Annotated in this window: 14 protein-coding genes and 4 pseudogenes; 11 read left to right on the plus strand and 7 right to left on the minus strand. The window is 70.7% G+C overall.

Features of this window, described 5'->3' with window-relative positions:
• Positions 1–253: 253 nt before the first annotated feature.
• The 5 genes from Srubr_RS09735 (at position 254) to Srubr_RS09755 (ending at position 4,038) form a co-directional block, all read left to right on the plus strand.
• Positions 254–592 (plus strand): hypothetical protein, encoded by a 339-nt coding sequence (locus Srubr_RS09735; protein WP_229926858.1) that lies wholly within the window; start codon positions 254–256, stop codon positions 590–592.
• Positions 593–810: 218 nt separating this feature from the next.
• Positions 811–1,026, plus strand: coding sequence for a hypothetical protein (locus Srubr_RS09740; protein ID WP_189997725.1), 216 nt, complete (start codon positions 811–813; stop codon positions 1,024–1,026).
• A gap of 561 nt (positions 1,027–1,587) precedes the next feature.
• Positions 1,588–2,331, plus strand: coding sequence for an SDR family oxidoreductase (locus tag Srubr_RS09745; RefSeq protein WP_189997726.1), 744 nt, complete (start codon positions 1,588–1,590; stop codon positions 2,329–2,331).
• A gap of 54 nt (positions 2,332–2,385) precedes the next feature.
• Complete coding sequence (locus Srubr_RS09750) at positions 2,386–3,282, plus strand: SDR family oxidoreductase (RefSeq protein ID WP_189997727.1); 897 nt, start codon at positions 2,386–2,388, stop codon at positions 3,280–3,282.
• A gap of 138 nt (positions 3,283–3,420) precedes the next feature.
• Positions 3,421–4,038, plus strand: coding sequence for a TetR/AcrR family transcriptional regulator (locus Srubr_RS09755; RefSeq protein ID WP_189997728.1), 618 nt, complete (start codon positions 3,421–3,423; stop codon positions 4,036–4,038).
• Positions 4,039–4,588: 550 nt separating this feature from the next.
• On the opposite strand, the gene Srubr_RS09760 is transcribed toward Srubr_RS09755, so the two are convergent.
• Positions 4,589–5,473, minus strand: coding sequence for a helix-turn-helix transcriptional regulator (locus Srubr_RS09760; protein WP_189997729.1), 885 nt, complete (start codon positions 5,471–5,473; stop codon positions 4,589–4,591).
• Positions 5,474–5,640: 167 nt separating this feature from the next.
• Here Srubr_RS09760 and Srubr_RS09765 point away from each other — a divergent pair.
• Positions 5,641–6,398, plus strand: a pseudogene (locus Srubr_RS09765) (SDR family NAD(P)-dependent oxidoreductase).
• Positions 6,399–6,448: 50 nt separating this feature from the next.
• Positions 6,449–7,204, plus strand: a complete 756-nt coding sequence (locus tag Srubr_RS09770; RefSeq protein ID WP_189997798.1) for an SDR family NAD(P)-dependent oxidoreductase — start codon at positions 6,449–6,451, stop codon at positions 7,202–7,204.
• 4 nt (positions 7,205–7,208) lie between these two features.
• Here Srubr_RS09770 and Srubr_RS41920 read toward each other — a convergent pair whose 3' ends face one another.
• The 4 genes and pseudogenes from Srubr_RS41920 to Srubr_RS40445 all read right to left on the minus strand — a co-directional run bounded on the left by Srubr_RS41920 (position 7,209) and on the right by Srubr_RS40445 (position 9,465).
• The gene (locus Srubr_RS41920; RefSeq protein WP_203854956.1) at positions 7,209–7,328 is read right to left on the minus strand and encodes a hypothetical protein; all 120 of its coding nucleotides are present in this window, start codon (positions 7,326–7,328) and stop codon (positions 7,209–7,211) included.
• Between the two features lie 82 nt (positions 7,329–7,410).
• Positions 7,411–7,488, minus strand: a pseudogene (locus tag Srubr_RS41925) (hypothetical protein); the annotation flags it as partial.
• Positions 7,489–7,710: 222 nt separating this feature from the next.
• Positions 7,711–8,391, minus strand: a complete 681-nt coding sequence (locus Srubr_RS09790; protein WP_229926860.1) for an Lsr2 family DNA-binding protein — start codon at positions 8,389–8,391, stop codon at positions 7,711–7,713.
• A gap of 930 nt (positions 8,392–9,321) precedes the next feature.
• A complete protein-coding gene (locus Srubr_RS40445) occupies positions 9,322–9,465 on the minus strand; it encodes a hypothetical protein (protein ID WP_229926873.1) in 144 nt (47 codons plus the stop codon).
• Positions 9,466–9,748: 283 nt separating this feature from the next.
• On the opposite strand from Srubr_RS40445, the pseudogene Srubr_RS09800 reads away from it, so the two are divergent.
• Positions 9,749–9,990 (plus strand): annotated as a pseudogene (locus Srubr_RS09800) (IS701 family transposase); the annotation flags it as partial.
• A 163-nt stretch (positions 9,991–10,153) separates the two neighbouring features.
• Here the strand turns inward: Srubr_RS09800 and Srubr_RS09805 are convergent.
• On the minus strand, positions 10,154–11,782 hold the full coding sequence (locus Srubr_RS09805; protein WP_189997732.1) for an alkaline phosphatase D family protein: 1,629 nt from the start codon (positions 11,780–11,782) through the stop codon (positions 10,154–10,156).
• 136 nt (positions 11,783–11,918) lie between these two features.
• On the opposite strand from Srubr_RS09805, the gene ppk2 reads away from it, so the two are divergent.
• Both ppk2 and Srubr_RS09815 read left to right on the plus strand, forming a co-directional pair.
• The gene (gene ppk2, locus Srubr_RS09810) at positions 11,919–12,914 is read left to right on the plus strand and encodes a polyphosphate kinase 2 (protein WP_189997733.1); all 996 of its coding nucleotides are present in this window, start codon (positions 11,919–11,921) and stop codon (positions 12,912–12,914) included.
• Between the two features lie 124 nt (positions 12,915–13,038).
• Positions 13,039–13,179: a hypothetical protein gene (locus Srubr_RS09815; RefSeq protein WP_373313599.1), complete on the plus strand. Its 141-nt coding sequence runs from the start codon at positions 13,039–13,041 to the stop codon at positions 13,177–13,179.
• A 918-nt stretch (positions 13,180–14,097) separates the two neighbouring features.
• Here the strand turns inward: Srubr_RS09815 and Srubr_RS41630 are convergent.
• Positions 14,098–14,334 (minus strand): annotated as a pseudogene (locus Srubr_RS41630) (Imm21 family immunity protein); the annotation flags it as partial.
• Between the two features lie 440 nt (positions 14,335–14,774).
• Between Srubr_RS41630 and Srubr_RS09825 the strand changes: the two are divergent.
• Positions 14,775–15,143 (plus strand): Mth938-like domain-containing protein, encoded by a 369-nt coding sequence (locus Srubr_RS09825; RefSeq protein WP_189997734.1) that lies wholly within the window; start codon positions 14,775–14,777, stop codon positions 15,141–15,143.
• Positions 15,144–15,819: the final 676 nt, after the last annotated feature.

Genomic DNA, 15,819 nt, shown 5'->3' on the forward strand with positions numbered 1-15,819 from the left:
CACCGCCGGCCTGTTCTTCGCGGTACTGACACCCGGCTCCGCCGCCGTCACAGCTTGGCATCACGTACATGACGGTCCAACCCGTGGACACGCGAGCGAGCTGGCACGGGCTCGCAGCCCGGGGCGGGCTGATACAGCGAACTCCAGGTGCTCCACGTCGCCCGCGGCTTCGCCCTTCATGCGGTTCTTCGAGCAGCCCAGTTGTCGTGAAGGGCCCCTGCCGTGCATTTCTCCCGGCACTGCGGTAATCCGCTTGAACCACAGTCAGGTGGACGGGCAGGCTTGCGGAGTGATTGTTGAGCTGGCTCCCCGTTTCCTGACCTGGGACGACGTGAATCCTGCCCAGCATTTCTTCGATAGCGCGTCGGCACCGCAGGTGGTGCGGTCACTCGGGCCCGCCCGGAGGGTGCCAAGCCGCCCCGACATCCCCTTTGGTGACCCGGCGATGAGTGCCTGGGCTTGGGGCGAGGGACAGTCCTGGGCCGACGCCATGTCGCACGCCCTCGCCGATCACTACGGCCGATGGACCGTGGGCTGGCGCTGGACGCACGACGAAGGCGACTTCGACGGAGGGCCCGAACCAAATCGGTGAGAAGGCGAACGTGACGGCGTTCGTGGTGCGCCGGTTCGTCGACCGTGGCCCGCTGGCCGACCTGAGCGCGCCCCCGGGCGGGACGCTGCACCAGCCCGGCCAGGTCGACCAGGTCCGCCGCCGCGAGGACCTGGCGGCACTGGTCGCCGCCGACACCCCGGCTCGGACCCGAGCAGGCCGCCGCCCGACTCGGGGCGCGCAGGGTCGAGTTCGACTGAATGGTCCGGCTCGGCCGGGTCCACTCCCCGCAGTCGGCCAAGGTCCACTTCGACACCAGCCGGGCCGGAGCCGTCAACGTCGCCCTCAACACCACCGCCTCCGTCGACGCGATCCCCGCCGCACACCCCGAGGCCGGCCGGGAACAGCTGCGTACGGTGGAGAAAGGCCGACACTCCCCGCCCGCCACGCCAGCGAAGCAGGCCACCGAGGCCTGACCTGTACCACTGTCCGGTGATGCCCCCGGTGTGGTGAGGGGAGGCGTCACCGTGTGCGGTCAGCCACGGTGGTGGAACAGACCACGGCGGGGTCCGGCCCGCTCCCGGCCGCGGTCTTCCTCCGAGGACTGCTGCGTGGCAGTCTGCTCGTACGCGGCGTGGGTGGCTTCCCGTCAGGCGGTGTGGTGGACATGGGCAAGCGGCCTCGCGGGCTGTCGGCGGGCCTGATCATCCCCGCACCTGCGGGGATGATTCCCTGTCCAGTTCATCCTTGATGTGAACGACCGTCCGCTTCCCGCATCCGCAGGGGCGGTCCTCCGCCCCCGCAGGTGTGAAGGGGAGGGGCACTCGGTGGCGGCGGTCGGCGCCGTTCCGCCGGAATGATCATCTCAACGCAGCCCTCCGCCTGCCGTTACCAGGACCTGAGCAATGCAGCGGCACCACACCCGCGGCGGCATGTGAGGCACGTCATACCTCACACATATGAACGCGACGTTCATTACCTGCTTATATGGACGTGTCGTTCACATACGGCATCGCCCCGGATTCAGGAGGTCTCCCATGTCCAGCACGACCACCGCCTCGCGCGTCGCCCTCGTCACCGGCGGCTCCGGGGGTATCGGCCGCGCCGTTGTCGAGCGTCTGGCCGCCGACGGGTACGCCGTCGCCGTGCACTACGCCGGCAACCCGGCCCGCGCCACCGAAGTCGCCGACCAGATCACCGCCGCCGGCGGCCGCGCCATCACGGTCGGCGCAGACGTCGCCGACGAGACCGCGATGGGTGCGGCCTTCGACGCGGTGGAGGCCGCGTTCGGCGGCATCGACGTCGTCGTCAACACGGCCGGGATCATGCTGCTGTCTCCGATCGCCACGCTCGACCTGGCCGACTTCGACCACATGCACCGCACCAACGTGCGCGGCACGTTCGTCGTCTCACAGCTCGCCGCGAATCGGCTGCGGACCGGGGGCGCCATCGTGAACTTCTCCACGTCGGTCACCCGCACGCAGTTCCCCGCCTACGGCGCCTACGTCGCCTCCAAGGCCGCGGTCGAGGGCATCACCCTGATCCTGGCGCGAGAACTGCGCGGCAAGGACATCACGGTCAACGCCGTCGCTCCCGGCCCCACTGCCACCGCACTGTTTCTGAACGACAAGGACGAGGCCACGATCGCAAACCTCTCCAAGGCCGTGCCGCTCGAGCGCCTCGGCCAGCCCGCCGACATCGCCGAGACCGTGGCGTTCCTCGCCGGCCCGGCCCGATGGGTCAACGGCCAGGTCCTCTTCACCAACGGCGGCCTCGCCTGACCTTCGCCGCCCGGTCCTTCCCTCGTCCCGCCTGCCAGAAAGTAGGAGCATGCCGTGTCCACCCAGCAGATCGTCCTGATCACCGGTGCCTCCAGCGGATTCGGCGCACTGACCGCCCGCTCCGTCGCGGACGGCGGTGACACCGTCTACGCCGGCATGCGCCACACCACCGGCCGCAACGCCCCGGCCGCCCAGGCCGCCGCCGACCACGCCACCGAGCATGAGGTCGACCTACGCACCGTCGAGCTCGACGTGACCTCCCAGGAGTCGGTCGACGCCGCCGTCGCGCGGATCCTCGCCGAACATGGTCGCATCGACGTCCTGATCCATAACGCCGGCCACATGGTGACCGGCCCCGCCGAAGCCTTCACCGCCGAGCAGCTCGCCCAGCTGTACGACGTCAACGTCCTGTCCACGCAGCGCGTCAACCGGGCCGTGCTGCCCGGGATGCGTGCACGCGGCGCAGGCCTGGTCGTGTGGGTCTCCAGCTCCAGCGTCAAGGGCGGCACTCCGCCCTACCTCGCCCCGTACTTCGCGGCGAAGGCCGGCATGGACTCCCTCGCGGTCGGCTACGCCGCCGAACTCGCCCGCTGGGGCGTGGAGACCTCCATCGTGGTGCCGGGGTCGTTCACCCGGGGAACCAACCACTTCGCGCACGCCGGCACGCCTGCCGACGCCGCGGTCGAGGACGCCTACGAGACGCGGTACGCGGGCCTCGTGGAACAGGTCGCGGGAAAACTCGCGGCCCTGTCCCCGGCCGGCGCCGAGGCGTCCATGGTGTCCGACGAGATCGCCCGCATCGTGGCCCTGCCCGGGGGCACCCGGCCCTACCGCGTACACATCGACCCGGCCGACGACGGGTCACAGACGGTCTCCGAGGTGGCCGACCGCATCCGGAGCGAATTCCTCACCCGCATCGGCCTGGCCGACCTGCTGCCGGTCCACCCGTAACACCGACAATGCCGGTGGGTGTGTCCGCGGGCACCCCCACCGGCATGGCGGGCCTCATCGTGAGCCCGCTCGCCGTCCGACGCCCACGCCCGCGCGACATCCCGGCAACCCTCGACCCCGACCCTTCAGGAGGCGCCCGTGACCACCCAGCCGGACGAGACGACCACGAGCCCGCGCAGGCGCGGCCGCGGGAGACGTCCCGCCGAAGAGGTCCGCGCCGACGTCCTGGAAGCCGCCGGACGGCTGATCCTGACCGAGGGAATGGCGGGCCTGACGTTCGAGCGGGTCGCCAAAACCGCCGGTGTCAGCAAGACCACCCTGTACAAGTGGTGGCAATCACCCGGCGCGCTCGCCCTCGACGGGTACTTCCACGCCGTACACACCACCCTGGCCTTCGCCGACACCGGCAACGTACGCGAGGATCTGCGCGACCAGCTCCACCACCACCGCCAGGTCATGGCAGGGCCGGGAGGCCGTGCCCTGCTCGAACTCATCGGCGCCTCCCAGACGGACCCCGACCTCGCACGCGCCTACCGCGCCCTGTACTCCTCGGGCAGACGCGAACTGGCCTACCAGCGCCTGACCCGCGCCCAGGAACAAGGCGAGATCCGCGAGGACGTCGACGTCCGGGTCCTGGTCGACCAGCTCTGGGGCGCCGTCTACCACCGCAGCCTGATCCCCGACGAGCCCGTCACACCCGAGTTCGTCGACGCCATCGTTGACAACCTCTTCGACGGTATCCAGCCCCGGGAGTAGCGGTCCGGAGGCGGATCGCGGTCCCGGTCGCACTCACCGGGCTTCCCCGCGGGCGCGCCGCACGGGCGCCTGATGCGTAGGCCCGGTGCGGGAGCGGGCCGGGGTCGGGGGCGTCGTGGTCGGCGCCGCGGGCCCGGCGGCACAGCGGCTGTTCGTCTTCACGGTCCACGCCTTCAGCCTGGCAGCCGCCGCTGACGGCCAGGGTGTGGTCGCGTCACCTGCGGAAGCGGGAGGACCAGCCGCCGGCCTTCCGCTCGGGCACGGCCTGCTGCTCCTGGTGCAGCGACATGACGACAGGCATACCACTCAGAGTGCTGCCATGCCCCGGCAGGTACCGGGGTCCTGGCGCCCTTTCGTACCGGCCGCGCTCGGACGCTGGGGTTTTCTGCTCGCCTGCCGCCGGGCTACGGCGGTTGCGGCCCTCGGCTTGCAGCCGTCGCACAGGTGCGGGTGGGTGCCCATCGGCCCGCCCCGGTCCGTCGCCTGTGTCGCCTCCCAGCGCTGGTCGGTGAACCTCGCTCCGCAGCCGGTGCGGACGGGACGGCGGGCCTCACGCTCGGCCGCCTGCTCCAGGGCCGCCCGCCGCACCCTTCCGGCGTCGTGCCTCGCGGCGGCTCCGGGTGGCGTGGAGAGAGCCGAGCAGGTCCAACGCCTGGGCACTGGGGCCGCCCGGTTCGGCGTGGTAGATGACGAGCTGCTGGCCGGGCGCGTCGCGTACGTCGAAGGCTTGGTAGGTGAGGGTGAGGGGACCGACGTCCGGGTGGTGTAGGTGTTTGGCGTCCTGGGTCTTGCCGCGCACGGTGTGGCTGTTCCACTGGCGGGCGAACAGGGTGCTGTGCTCGGTGAGGGTGCGGACCAACTCGCGCAGCCGCGGAGCGTTCGGGTCGAACCCCGTGGCGTGGCGCAGGTTGGCGACGGCGGCCTCGGCCGCACGGTCCCAGTCCGTGTAGAAGTGCCGGCCCGCGGGGTCGAGGAACGTCATGCGGGCCAGGTTGTCCGGCGGGTCGAAGGGGGCGAAGAGGGCGTCGGCCAGGGCGTTGGTGGCGAGGATGTCCAGAGTGCGGTCCAGGACGAATGCGGGGGTGTTCGGGTAGCCGTCCATCAGCTGGCGCAGTTCGGGACTGACCCGTGCGGACGTGTGCGCGGCGAGGTGGTCGCCTGGTGTGGCACCGGCGAGCCGGTACAGGTGCGCGCGGGTGTCCTCGTCGAGCCGGAGCGCCCGGGTGAGGGCGTCGAGCACCTGGGGTGAGGGGTTGCGTTCGCGTCCCTGTTCCAGGCGAGCGTAATAGTCGGCGTTCACTCCGGCCAGGACGGCGACCTCCTCGCGGCGCAGTCCGGTGACCCTGCGGGTCCCGTAGCTCGCCATGTCGACGTCCTGCGGCCGCAGGCGTGCGCGGCGTGCACGCAGAAAGTCGCCCAGGTGGTTGTCGGTCATTTGTTCAGGTTAAGCACAGGCCCGGTGCGCTGCCTGGGTGCCCCGCACCCAGGCGGCGCACGTCCTGGTCGACGGCTGCTGACCTGCTCATTCTCGGTGTCAGAGCGACTGGCGCGGGACGCGCGCTGATCGAGGAGAACCAAGGAGAGGAGCCGTCCGTGGCCGGGATGGGTGACGATCGGCGGGATGCCGACTTCGCCGGGAAGGTGGCCGTTGTCACCGGGGGTGCGCGAGGGGTCGGCAGGAAGACGGTGGCACTGCTGAGCGCCCGCGGCGCCCGCGTCGTCGCCGTCGACCTGCGTCCCGAGACCGAGGACTGCCAAAGGAGTTTCCCGGTGTCCTGGCGGTGACCGGGGACGTGACGCTGGAGGAGACGGCCGTCGGGGCCGTGCGGAGGGCGGTCGACGCGTTCGGGCGGCTGGACATCCTGGTGAACAACGCCGGGCGCACCGTGAACAAGCCTGTCACCGACACCACCGCCGAGAACTGGGACGCGGTGATGGCGGTCGACGCCCGCGGCTCGTTCTTCTTCGCCCGCGAGGCCTTCGGGGCCATGCGGGCCGGCGGTGGCGGGGCCATGGTCAGCACCTGCTCCTACGCGGGCACCGTCGGGCTGCCCGAGGGCGCCGCCTACAGCGCGTCCAAGGGCGCTCTGGCCCAGCTGACGAAGGTGCTCGCTGTCGAGGGCGGGCCCCTGGGCATCCGCGCCAACCTCGTTGCCGCGGGCGTGATCGAGTCCGACTTCCTCGACTCCTTCCGCTCCGACAGCCGCGCCTACCTCGCGTCCTTCGCCGACGCACAGCCGCTGGGCCGGGTGGCGCAGCCGGCCGCGATCGCCGAGGTGCTGTGCTTCCTCGCCTCCCCGCGCTCCAGCTTCGTCACCGGAGCCGTGGTCGCCGCCGACGGCGGCTTCACCGCGCTCTGAACCGGCGCACGGGGCACCCGACACACCACATAAGGAATCGAGGGATGACCATGACGGGACGCCTGGCAGGAAAAACAGCGCTGATCACAGGCGCGACGGGCGGCATCGGACAGGCCACCGCAAAACTGTTCGCTCGCCAGGGAGCACATCTGGTGCTCACCGATGCCTGTGCCGACGCCGCGGCGGACCTCGCGGCCCGGCTGGAGAGCACTGGCACCGAAGCACTGGGCATCGGCCTGGACGTCTCGTCGCCGCAGCAGTGGAGCGAGGCCATCGCCCAGGTCGAGCGACACTTCGCAGGGCTGGATGTGCTGGTGAACATCGCCGGAATCGTGGACTGGGCCGGCGTCGAGGAAACCGATCCGCACGCCTGGCACCGGGTGATCGCGGTCAACCAGACCGGCACCTGGCTGGGCATGAAGACCGCCATGCCGCTGCTGCGCGCCAGCGGCAATGCCTCGGTGATCAACACCTCGTCCGTCCTGGGGCTGATCGGCAGCGGGGGCGCCGCCGCGTACCACGCGTCCAAGGGAGCAGTGCGCCTGCTGACCAAGACCGCCGCCGTGGAGTACGCCGCTCAGGGCGTGCGCGTGAACTCCGTGCACCCGGGAGTCATCGCCACTCCCATGATCCAGGAGATCCTCGACCAGGAGGGAGACCAGCAGCCCGACATCGTGCGGACCCCGATGCGGCGCGCCGGCCGCCCCGAGGAAATCGCCCCCATGATGCTTTTCCTGGCCAGCGACGAGTCCTCGTACATCACAGGGGCAGAGTTCGTCGTCGACGGCGGGCTCACCGCGCACTGACCCATCAGCTCCTCGCCGCACGGTCAACCGGGGCGGGAACCTGACCGCACCGGACGGCGAGCGCCGCCTTGAGCAGGCCGACGAGACCGGCCACCGACTCGGTATGTCCGATGTCGGTCCTCACCGCCCCCGGCGCGACACCGCCCGGGTGCCTGGCCGCACACGGCGTCGAGGCAGGCGGACTCGATCCGCTCCCCGGCCCGGGGGCCCGAACCGTGCGCCTCGCCCATGCCGATGCCAACCGGGGCGAGGCCCGCCCGGGCGAGCGCCTGACGACAGACCAGTCCCCGGGCATCGCCGCCTGCTGGTGCGTGGCGATGTCGTACGCCCGGCTCCGCGCGGGGGCGGTGGAGGAGCGCGGCATCTCGCGGACCACCGCGTGGGCGGGGTCCGCCCGCCGGACGACCGGCACCGCGGGCTCGGCAGAGGAGGCTTGCAGGGCCGAGGCATTCATGATCGTCGGGTTTTGATGCAACCGTCGCCCGGTGACCGGCGCTCTGCTGTGGTCAGTTGTTTCTGTGTGCTTCTTCCCACGCCTGTCGGACTCCTGCGGGAATACGTCCGCGCATCGGAACGTCGTATCCGTTCGCACGTGCCCAGTCGCGGATTTCGTCGGTGCTGACGGGAGCGGTCACAGGTGGCAGGGGCGGAGACCATTGGTCAAGGCGCGAGGGTTTGAAGTCGATTTCACCTTTCAGCAGTGTCTCGGGGAACTGCGGGACGGTCGTGGTGCCGCTGAGTACGGCGACCAGGAACTGGGTCAGGTTTCCGTCGAAGGTGTACCAGCGTGGCCCTCGTGCTTCGTTGACGGCGACGGTCCAGGCATCCGGATCGTTCTTCGGGTCGGTGATCCAGAAGATGCCCTCGCCGTTGTCGGTGCCACCGCAGGGAAGCAGGAGCTCCGGATCGACCGGGGCCGGGTAGATTCCCCGGGCGTAGTCCTCACGTACCTGCGCACGGGTGCGCTCTTGAGCCGGGCCAAGCAGGCTGACGTGGACGGAGGTGTGACGTGGGTCGTAGACCCAGAGGAAATTGGCGAAACATCCGGGATCGTAGGCAGTTGTGAGCTGCTTGTAGTCTTCGGGCAGACGCAGTTGAAGGGCGGATTCGACGCCTGCCCAGTTCACCGGCGGTTGCACGGATATGGGTGGCGGGCAAAGCTCGGTAAGGCGTTCGAGAGGGGTCATTCGATTCCGTCCCTGCGTCGGATCTTCTGTGCGGCCTGATCGGGGTGGAGGAAGTTACGGTCAAGACGGAGGCCGCGGCTGCCGTCCGCTTCCATGTAGACGTGGCTGGGCACAGAGATCGCTTCGTTATCAGCGTACTCAAGAAAGACACTGTACTGAATGATCTTCCATGGCCGGTCGCGGCTGCCCCGGACCGCGTCCTGGACCGCAGCTCCAGATCCCTCATTTCGGGAATTGGTGGACCTTTGTGTGCGTCCGTCAATGAAACCGGGGGTCGTGTCGAGACATTTGCGTCGGTTCCCTCGCCAAGCATTTCTCGGGTGACGGTGGCATGCATTTCGCAAGGGCGGCCGTGTTCGTCCCGTATCCACACCTCCTTGCTGCCCCAGGTGGGATCGTCGCAGTACTGGCCCGGGTAGCGCAGGGGTGTGTAGGCGGTGCGGTCGCGGTTCCACTGGGTGGCTCCCCAGGCGGTACTGCGGGCACGCCAGGCGATGGTCCCGTCGGGGGCGATCAGTTCGCTGGGGGCGCCGGAGAGGTCGGCGACGATGGCGAAGAAGCGCCGGTCGATGGCCTCCTGCCGATCCGCGATCTTGGTTTCGCGTTGGGCCAGGGGGTACTGCCCCAGGTAGTCCCACGTCAGGGATATGCCGTCGGTGTGCTGTTCGGCGAGCTGGGCGCCGTCCCAGGTGTAGGTGACGCGTTCGAGGACGCGGTCGTTGTCGTCCAGGCGGCATTTGGCGATGCGGCGGCCCAGGGCATCGTAGAGGTAGTGCCAGCGCCCGTGGTGGGGTGTGGTGACGTGGGTGAGGCGGTCTTCGGCGTTCCAGGTGAAGTGCCAGGTGAGGGTCTTGCCGCTGAGGGTGGTGATCTGGCGGCGGATGACGCGCCCCTGGGCGTCGTAGTGGTCGTGGGTGCGTCCGGCCGTTGTCAGGCGGCTGCCGTGTAGTGGACGGGACCGGTGTGGTGCTGGCCGGGGGCGGGTTCGGGCAGGGAGCTGTGGGTGAGGTCGCCCGCCGCGTTGTAGGCGTAGGTCTCGCTCCAGCCGCGGGCATGGACAGCGGTCGCGGGCATGGACAGCGGTGATTCGGCTGGCGGCGTCGAGTGTGTAGGTGCGTTCTCCGGTGAGGCTGTCCTCTACGCGGGTGAGGGCGCCGTCGGGTTGGTAGGTGAAGGACCGCTCGATCGGACCGTCCTGGGACGAGAGCAGGGTTGCCTCTCCCCCGCGCTCCCTCTTTAGACCACGGGAATACAACCACCGCGTTCGTGATCATGAACCCTAATGGACGACACGGACAACAGGACACCGGGAAGCAAGCCACCCTCGGCGGCCGCACATCGGCCTGGTAGGACTCCACTGGTCCGCCTGGCCGAGATCTGCTGGCGCATCGAGCACGACTACCGCGCACTCGAGCACGGCCTGGGCCTGAACCACTTCGAAGGCCGCTCCTGGACAGGCTGGCACCACCACGTCACGCTGGTCACCGCCGCCCATGCCTTCCTCACCGAACGGCGAACGGCGAACGGCGAACGGCCCCAAAGGCACCCGATACGAACCCGCTCTGTGCCAGATCCTCGACACCCTCCAGGACATCCTGAGGTGCGCGACCGGCACCTGCACCACCTGCCACCGGCCGCTGCCCGCACCCCGACGCAGACACCAAACAGCAAGAGCCGCGACAACCCAACGGAGTCCTACTAACCGGCCCAGGAGGTTCCGCCCCTGGCACGGACCTCGTGCGGCACACCGCCCGGCGCAGTACTACCCGGCGGTCAGGACGGTCTCGTGCACGGTCCGCAGTGTCTCGTCGGTACCGGTGCGCTCCAGGCACAGGTGGGCCGAACGGCCGCGCAGGGTGAGGGTCATGAGCTGGTTGCCGAACCAGGGCCCGCCCTGCTTGCGCCACCTCACCGGCGGCCGGGGGCAGCGGCCGTGCCGGGCCAGCAACCGCCCCAGGAGGCGGGCCGGGGCGCTCCAGCCGAAGCGGAACCCGATCCGCATCGTCAGGGGCACAGAGTTGTGCACGGGCGAGCAGGTGAGCTGGACGACCGGTATGCCGGGGCCGCCGGACGGCCAGGAGGCGCGCGCGACGTAGCCGTGGTGCACGTCCCCGGACAGCACGCACACGCTCGCCGGGGCGCCCGGCGCGGATCCGGCTTCGCCGATGAGGTCGGCGAGGTCGGCGAAGGAGCGCGGGAAGGCCGCCCAGTGCTCCAGATCGGCGCCACGGCGCAGCCACTCGCCGAAGCGGGCCCAGCGGTCCCCGCGTTCCCCGGCGCACAGGGCCGCGTCCCAGCCCTCGGCGTCGTGCACCAGGTGCGGCAGCAGCCAGGGCAGGGAAGTGCCGATCAGAAGGTGATCGTAAGCCCCCTCGTCGGCCAGGACCTGCTCGCGCAGCCAGTCGGCCTCGCCCGGGTTGAGCATGGCGCGCCGGTCCTCGTCCAGCACGCGTGCGGCCCGGGAGTCGACCATCACCACCCGGACCCGGCCGAAGTCGCGCCGGTAACTGAAGCGGACCGAGGAGGGGTCGGCGTCGGCCTGTTCGGCGAGGGCGCGCAACGCGTGCGTGCCGTCGGGTGCGTCGCGCACGGCGGCCCACGTCGGGTCGTCGGCCAGTTCGGCAGGGGAGAGGTTGCCCAGGTGCTGGTGGACCCAGTAGGACATCAGGCCGCTCAGCAGCCGCTGCTGCCACCAGTCGGTGGAGCGCATGTCGGCGAGCCAGGCGGCGGAGGTGTTCCAGTCGTCCACGATGTCGTGGTCGTCGAAGATCATGAAGCTGGGCACGGTGGACAGCAGCCAGCGGATCTCCGGATCGAGCCAGGATTCGTAGTAGAGGTGGCAGTACTCCTCGTAGTCGGCGACCTGGCTGCCGGGCGCCTCGTCGAGGTCGCGGCGAGTGGCCAGCAGGCGCCGGGTCTCCTCGGAGACCTCGTCGGCGTAGACCTGGTCCCCCAGGAGCAGCAGGACGTCCGGGCGCCGCGCGTCGGGGTCGGCCGCCAGCCGCTTGGCGAGGGTGTCGAGCGCGTCGGGGCCCACCGGGTCCTTGCCGTCGGCCGGGGGCGCGGCCCAGCGGCACGACCCGAAGGTGACCCGGACGGCGTCGCCGGCGCCGGGCGACCGGATGACCGAGGGCGGGAAGCGGGAGTCGGGCAGAGGCCACACCGGCGCGTCGTCCAGGAACACCTCGTACGACGGCGAGGTGCCCGGTCGGAGCCCGGTCACCGTGACCAGGGCGTAGTGGTGCCCGGCCACCCGGAAGGTGGGGGCGGTGCCGCTCGCGCCGTCCGAGCAGCGCACGTGTGCCGTGCAGGGCGCGTCCGTCTCGACCCACACGGTCGCGCACGAGCCGTCGGTGTACCTCAGCAGTGGTCCCAGGCGCAGTCCGGCCATGTGATCGCCATTCTGTCTCGCACCGTACGGAAAGGAACGACCGTAGCGACGGTACATGGGACTCGTTCGGATGGGCACGTGGGAGAAGACCGGGGCGGGACGGCCCCGGTGAGTGGCGAGGCGGAGAGGCGGTGTCGTGGCCGAGCACGAGCAGGCGACCCAGACCCAGGAGATCCACGGCACGGCCCGTGAGGACGACCTGCTGCGTGGGCTCGAGGTGGACGACCGGCAGCCGGAACGGCCGGTGCTCCTGGACTCCGGCGGCCGGCCGATCGAGACCTGGCGGGAGAACCACCCCTACGACCACAGGATCGGCCGGCGCGAGTACGAGCAGACCAAGCGCATCCTGCAGATCGAGCTGCTGAAGTTCCAACGCTGGGTGAAGGACACCGGCCAGCGGGTCGTCGTGGTCTGCGAGGGACGGGACGCGGCGGGCAAGGGCGGCACGATCAAGCGCTTCACCGAGCGGCTCAACCCTCGCGGGGCCCGGGTGGTGGCGCTGGAGAAGCCGACCGAGCGCGAGGCGGGTCAGTGGTACTTCCAGCGCTACGTGGCCCACCTGCCGGCCCGCGGCGAGATCGTCTTCTTCGACCGGTCCTGGTACAACCGCGCGGGCGTCGAGCGGGTCATGGGGTTCTGCACGCAGGACGAGTACCGGCAGTTCCTCCGGCAGGCCCCGATGTTCGAGCGCCTGCTCACCGACGACGGCATCCTGCTGGTCAAGTTCTGGTTCTCGGTGTCCCAGGCCGAGCAGCGCACCCGGTTCGCGATCCGCCAGGTCGATCCGGTGCGCCGGTGGAAGCTCTCCCCGACGGACCTGGCCTCCCTCGACCGCTGGGACGACTACACCACGGCCAAGGTCGACATGTTCCGGGCCACCGACACGCCGCACGCGCCCTGGACGGTCGTGAAGAACAACGACAAACGGCGCGGCCGGCTGGAGGCGATGCGCAGTCTCCTCGACCGCTTCGACTACCCGGCCAAGGACCACGAAGCGGTCGGCACCCCCGACCCGTTGATCGTCGGCGCGGCGGAGACCCTGCTCGAACCGGGCGAGGAACCCACGGCCCTGTCGCCGACACCTCTGGCCGGACCGGGCGGCGAGCCCGGCAACCACCCGGACCCGCGGTGACGGACCGGCGGCGTCCGCGCGTCGGGGCCTGGACACGTCCGGCGGTGTCCGGCCGGCGGCGACGGCCCGGAACGCCGCCTGGTCCGGCACCCACTCTCCCGAAGAGCCCCCCCGGCACGCGTGCGTGCCGTTCCGGCAGGATGAGCCCCTGCTCATCGCGATCGGCGGACCGCCCGGCACAGGCAAGGCCACCCTGGCCCGGCTGCTGGCCGCGCGCGTCGGCGCGGTCCACCTGCGCAACGACCCGGCGGCGAATAAACGGTGACGGCGCAGCGCGGGCGGCAGAGGCGCCGCGGAAGACGACGGGCAGCGACACCTCCCCCGACCAGGCTCCGCGAACGAGGGTCTGGGCCGAAGACCGGCGACCGGCCGCACGACGGCGCGCCGCACACGGCGGTCCGGGACGCGTGGGAGCGGACGGGGCCGGGGCACGACAGCGGACGGTGGCAGACCGGCGCGGTCCCGGCCAGGACCAATCAGGCCGATGCGCAACGGAGGGCGGCAAGGCGACAGGCGACCAGCACGGCACACGCGGCACGGGGACGGCCCAGGCTCCCACTGGGCAGCGGCACAGGCTTGACAGCGGCGGCCTGGTGACCGACCGGCGTTGTCGCGGACCGGCCCGGCGGCGGACACGCGGGCCCGGATCCGGGCGGCCGCGCGACGCGGGCGCGCGACGCGGGCGCGCGACGGCACGGGGGTAGCGAGCCTTGACGATCTCGGGATGACACCCAGACATGCCGGCTGGCGGAAGCGGAGGCACGGCGCCGACGGGACAGCACGACGGGAACGGCGGGCCCAGTAGCGAGCCGGGCGCGGCAGCGCGGTCCGACGCCGGGACGGCGGGCAGCGGGCAGCGGGCAGCAGGCAGCAGGCACCGTCACGGTGACCATCGGCCCCGGCCTTCCGCCTGTGCCGCTGGTCGCTGGTCGCTGCGCGTGCTGCCGCTGCGGACGACGACGGCAGTGACCGCAGTTCGAGTGGCAAGGGCACCGAGCGTCAGGAGTGACCGTCCCCGGCGACGAGCTGCACCAAGCCGACCCATGGGAAGTCGCCGTTCTTATGGACCGCCCGACCGCCCGCACCCTCCACTGGCCTGCAGGAATCTGCACTGGAGACTGGTCCGGCCGGCCACCGCCGGGATACTCCATTCCCAGATCGGCGCCCGCTACGGCCGAATCCATCAACACCGCCGGGCGATCGGTGACCCACAGCCCGCCGTCCTCCAAGCGGTGTCCGGATCGGCCAGGACCGCCTCGACTGCCACGAACAACTCAGCCTCGGAGTCCGCGGCCGCCCACCGCACGAACAGCAGCTTCTTTGGCAGGAAGCACGTTCTTGCAGGTTCATCGGCCAGGACAAGCGCAGTGACGGCGCACGCGCCCACGGCGATCGCACCGGCCCAGTCCTCCACCTCGCAGGCGCGGTCGTAGTCATCACGGCCGAGAACGTCCCGGCCGGCAGCCGTGCGCTCACTCCCCGCAGCGCGGGCGTCCCACCACCGCCGGGGTACGTCTTCGACGCATCCTCCAGCTCGACCGCAGCCGCCGACGGATCACTCGCGAGGTACATGGTCCCAGCCTCGCCGGAACGAAACTGCACGCCTACATAGCCCACTCGTAACCTGCTGGCAGGGATAGCCCTACCTCCTCCCGAGCCGGGCGGCCAGGGGCAGCGAACGGTGACCGGCCGTGGCGGGTTGTACTGCCTCTCGGGCGGCAAAGCCCTCCGGACCTCAAGGACGCCCTGCCGGCCCCCAAGTACCGGTTGGGCAACGTGTTGGGCACGGCCGGTACGCTTCCGGCCCATTGGCGGCTGAAGAGACCGTTGACTCACGTTCGACGACGGGGGAGGTGTCCGGTGGATCGATCGCCACTGATCACACACGTCTCATGGGGGCAGATGGAGGTCGAAGGGCTCGCGGGCGGCAAGGATTTCGTGTTGTATCCCGGGGGAGGCTGCCCCTGGGATTGGAACGAGTACGGCACCCGGCACGATCCGGGGATCCAGCCCGCGGAGGTACGAGAACTCCTCGATCGTCGATGTACGGTCGTCGTCCTCAGCCAGGGCATGGAACGGCGTCTGAAGACGATGCCCGAGACCTTGCGGCTGCTCCAGGAAGCGGGCGTCGCCGTGCACGTCGAGGAGACGAGGGGCGCCGTCGACCTGTACAACCGGCTGGCGACCGAGAGCGAGCCGGTCGGCGGCCTGTTCCACTCGACCTGCTGAGCAGGGTCGGGACTGGTAACGGAACGTCCGGCCGCCACGCCAGTCCCGACCTTACTGAGCTCAGGACCGGTCCAACTTCGATGGCAAACGGTCCAGGTTCAGTGTCGGAGAACGGAGGCGCCGAGCCGGCCGACCGCGGTTCGCCTGCGGGACAGGCCACGGTCGGATACTTCCCTCACGGCTTCACGACAAGCCCCGCTCCCGCCCTCCGGCCGGTCAGACTCCAATGGCAAACGGTCAAGATTCAGTGCTCCGGACAGCGGGCACGTGCACGGCCGGCAGACGGCGCAGGCCGCGCAACTCACGCAGAACGCGCGTGGGACGACGGGGCACTCGCAGAGGGAGTTGTAGTCGGGGTCCTCCTCGCCAACGTGGTGCGTATCGCCGAACGGCGGCTCGGTCCACGCGTGGACCGTGCCGTCGGCGAGCAGCTCCTCGAAGTGCCGGCCGACGGCGCGGCGGTGTGCCAGACGGCGACGACCTCCGGCTCCTCCTGGTCTCGGTTCACACCGGGCTCCCCGCCGGGTCGGCTGGCCCCACGGCACGGCTGAGGAGCGCGGCGAGGCCGGCGGTCGCCTCCAGGCCGGCGGCGGCGAGTCGGGCCGCGGCGGCCGGGACCAGGCGGGCGAGCGCGAACAGCAGCGCGCGTGCGCGAGGATCGGCTGCGGCAGGAGGC

This window comes from Streptomyces rubradiris, from assembly GCF_016860525.1.
Lineage (GTDB): Bacteria > Actinomycetota > Actinomycetes > Streptomycetales > Streptomycetaceae > Streptomyces > Streptomyces rubradiris.

Coding starts and splice junctions, on each gene's coding strand:
- Srubr_RS09740 (WP_189997725.1), top strand. CDS start 811: ATGGTCCGGCTCGGCCGGGTCCACTCCCCGCAGTCGGCCAAGGTCCAC.
- Srubr_RS09745 (WP_189997726.1), top strand. CDS start 1,588: ATGTCCAGCACGACCACCGCCTCGCGCGTCGCCCTCGTCACCGGCGGC.
- Srubr_RS09760 (WP_189997729.1), bottom strand. CDS start 5,473: ATGACCGACAACCACCTGGGCGACTTTCTGCGTGCACGCCGCGCACGC.
- Srubr_RS09770 (WP_189997798.1), top strand. CDS start 6,449: ATGACGGGACGCCTGGCAGGAAAAACAGCGCTGATCACAGGCGCGACG.
- Srubr_RS09790 (WP_229926860.1), bottom strand. CDS start 8,391: ATGACCCCTCTCGAACGCCTTACCGAGCTTTGCCCGCCACCCATATCC.
- Srubr_RS40445 (WP_229926873.1), bottom strand. CDS start 9,465: ATGCCCGCGACCGCTGTCCATGCCCGCGGCTGGAGCGAGACCTACGCC.
- Srubr_RS09805 (WP_189997732.1), bottom strand. CDS start 11,782: ATGGCCGGACTGCGCCTGGGACCACTGCTGAGGTACACCGACGGCTCG.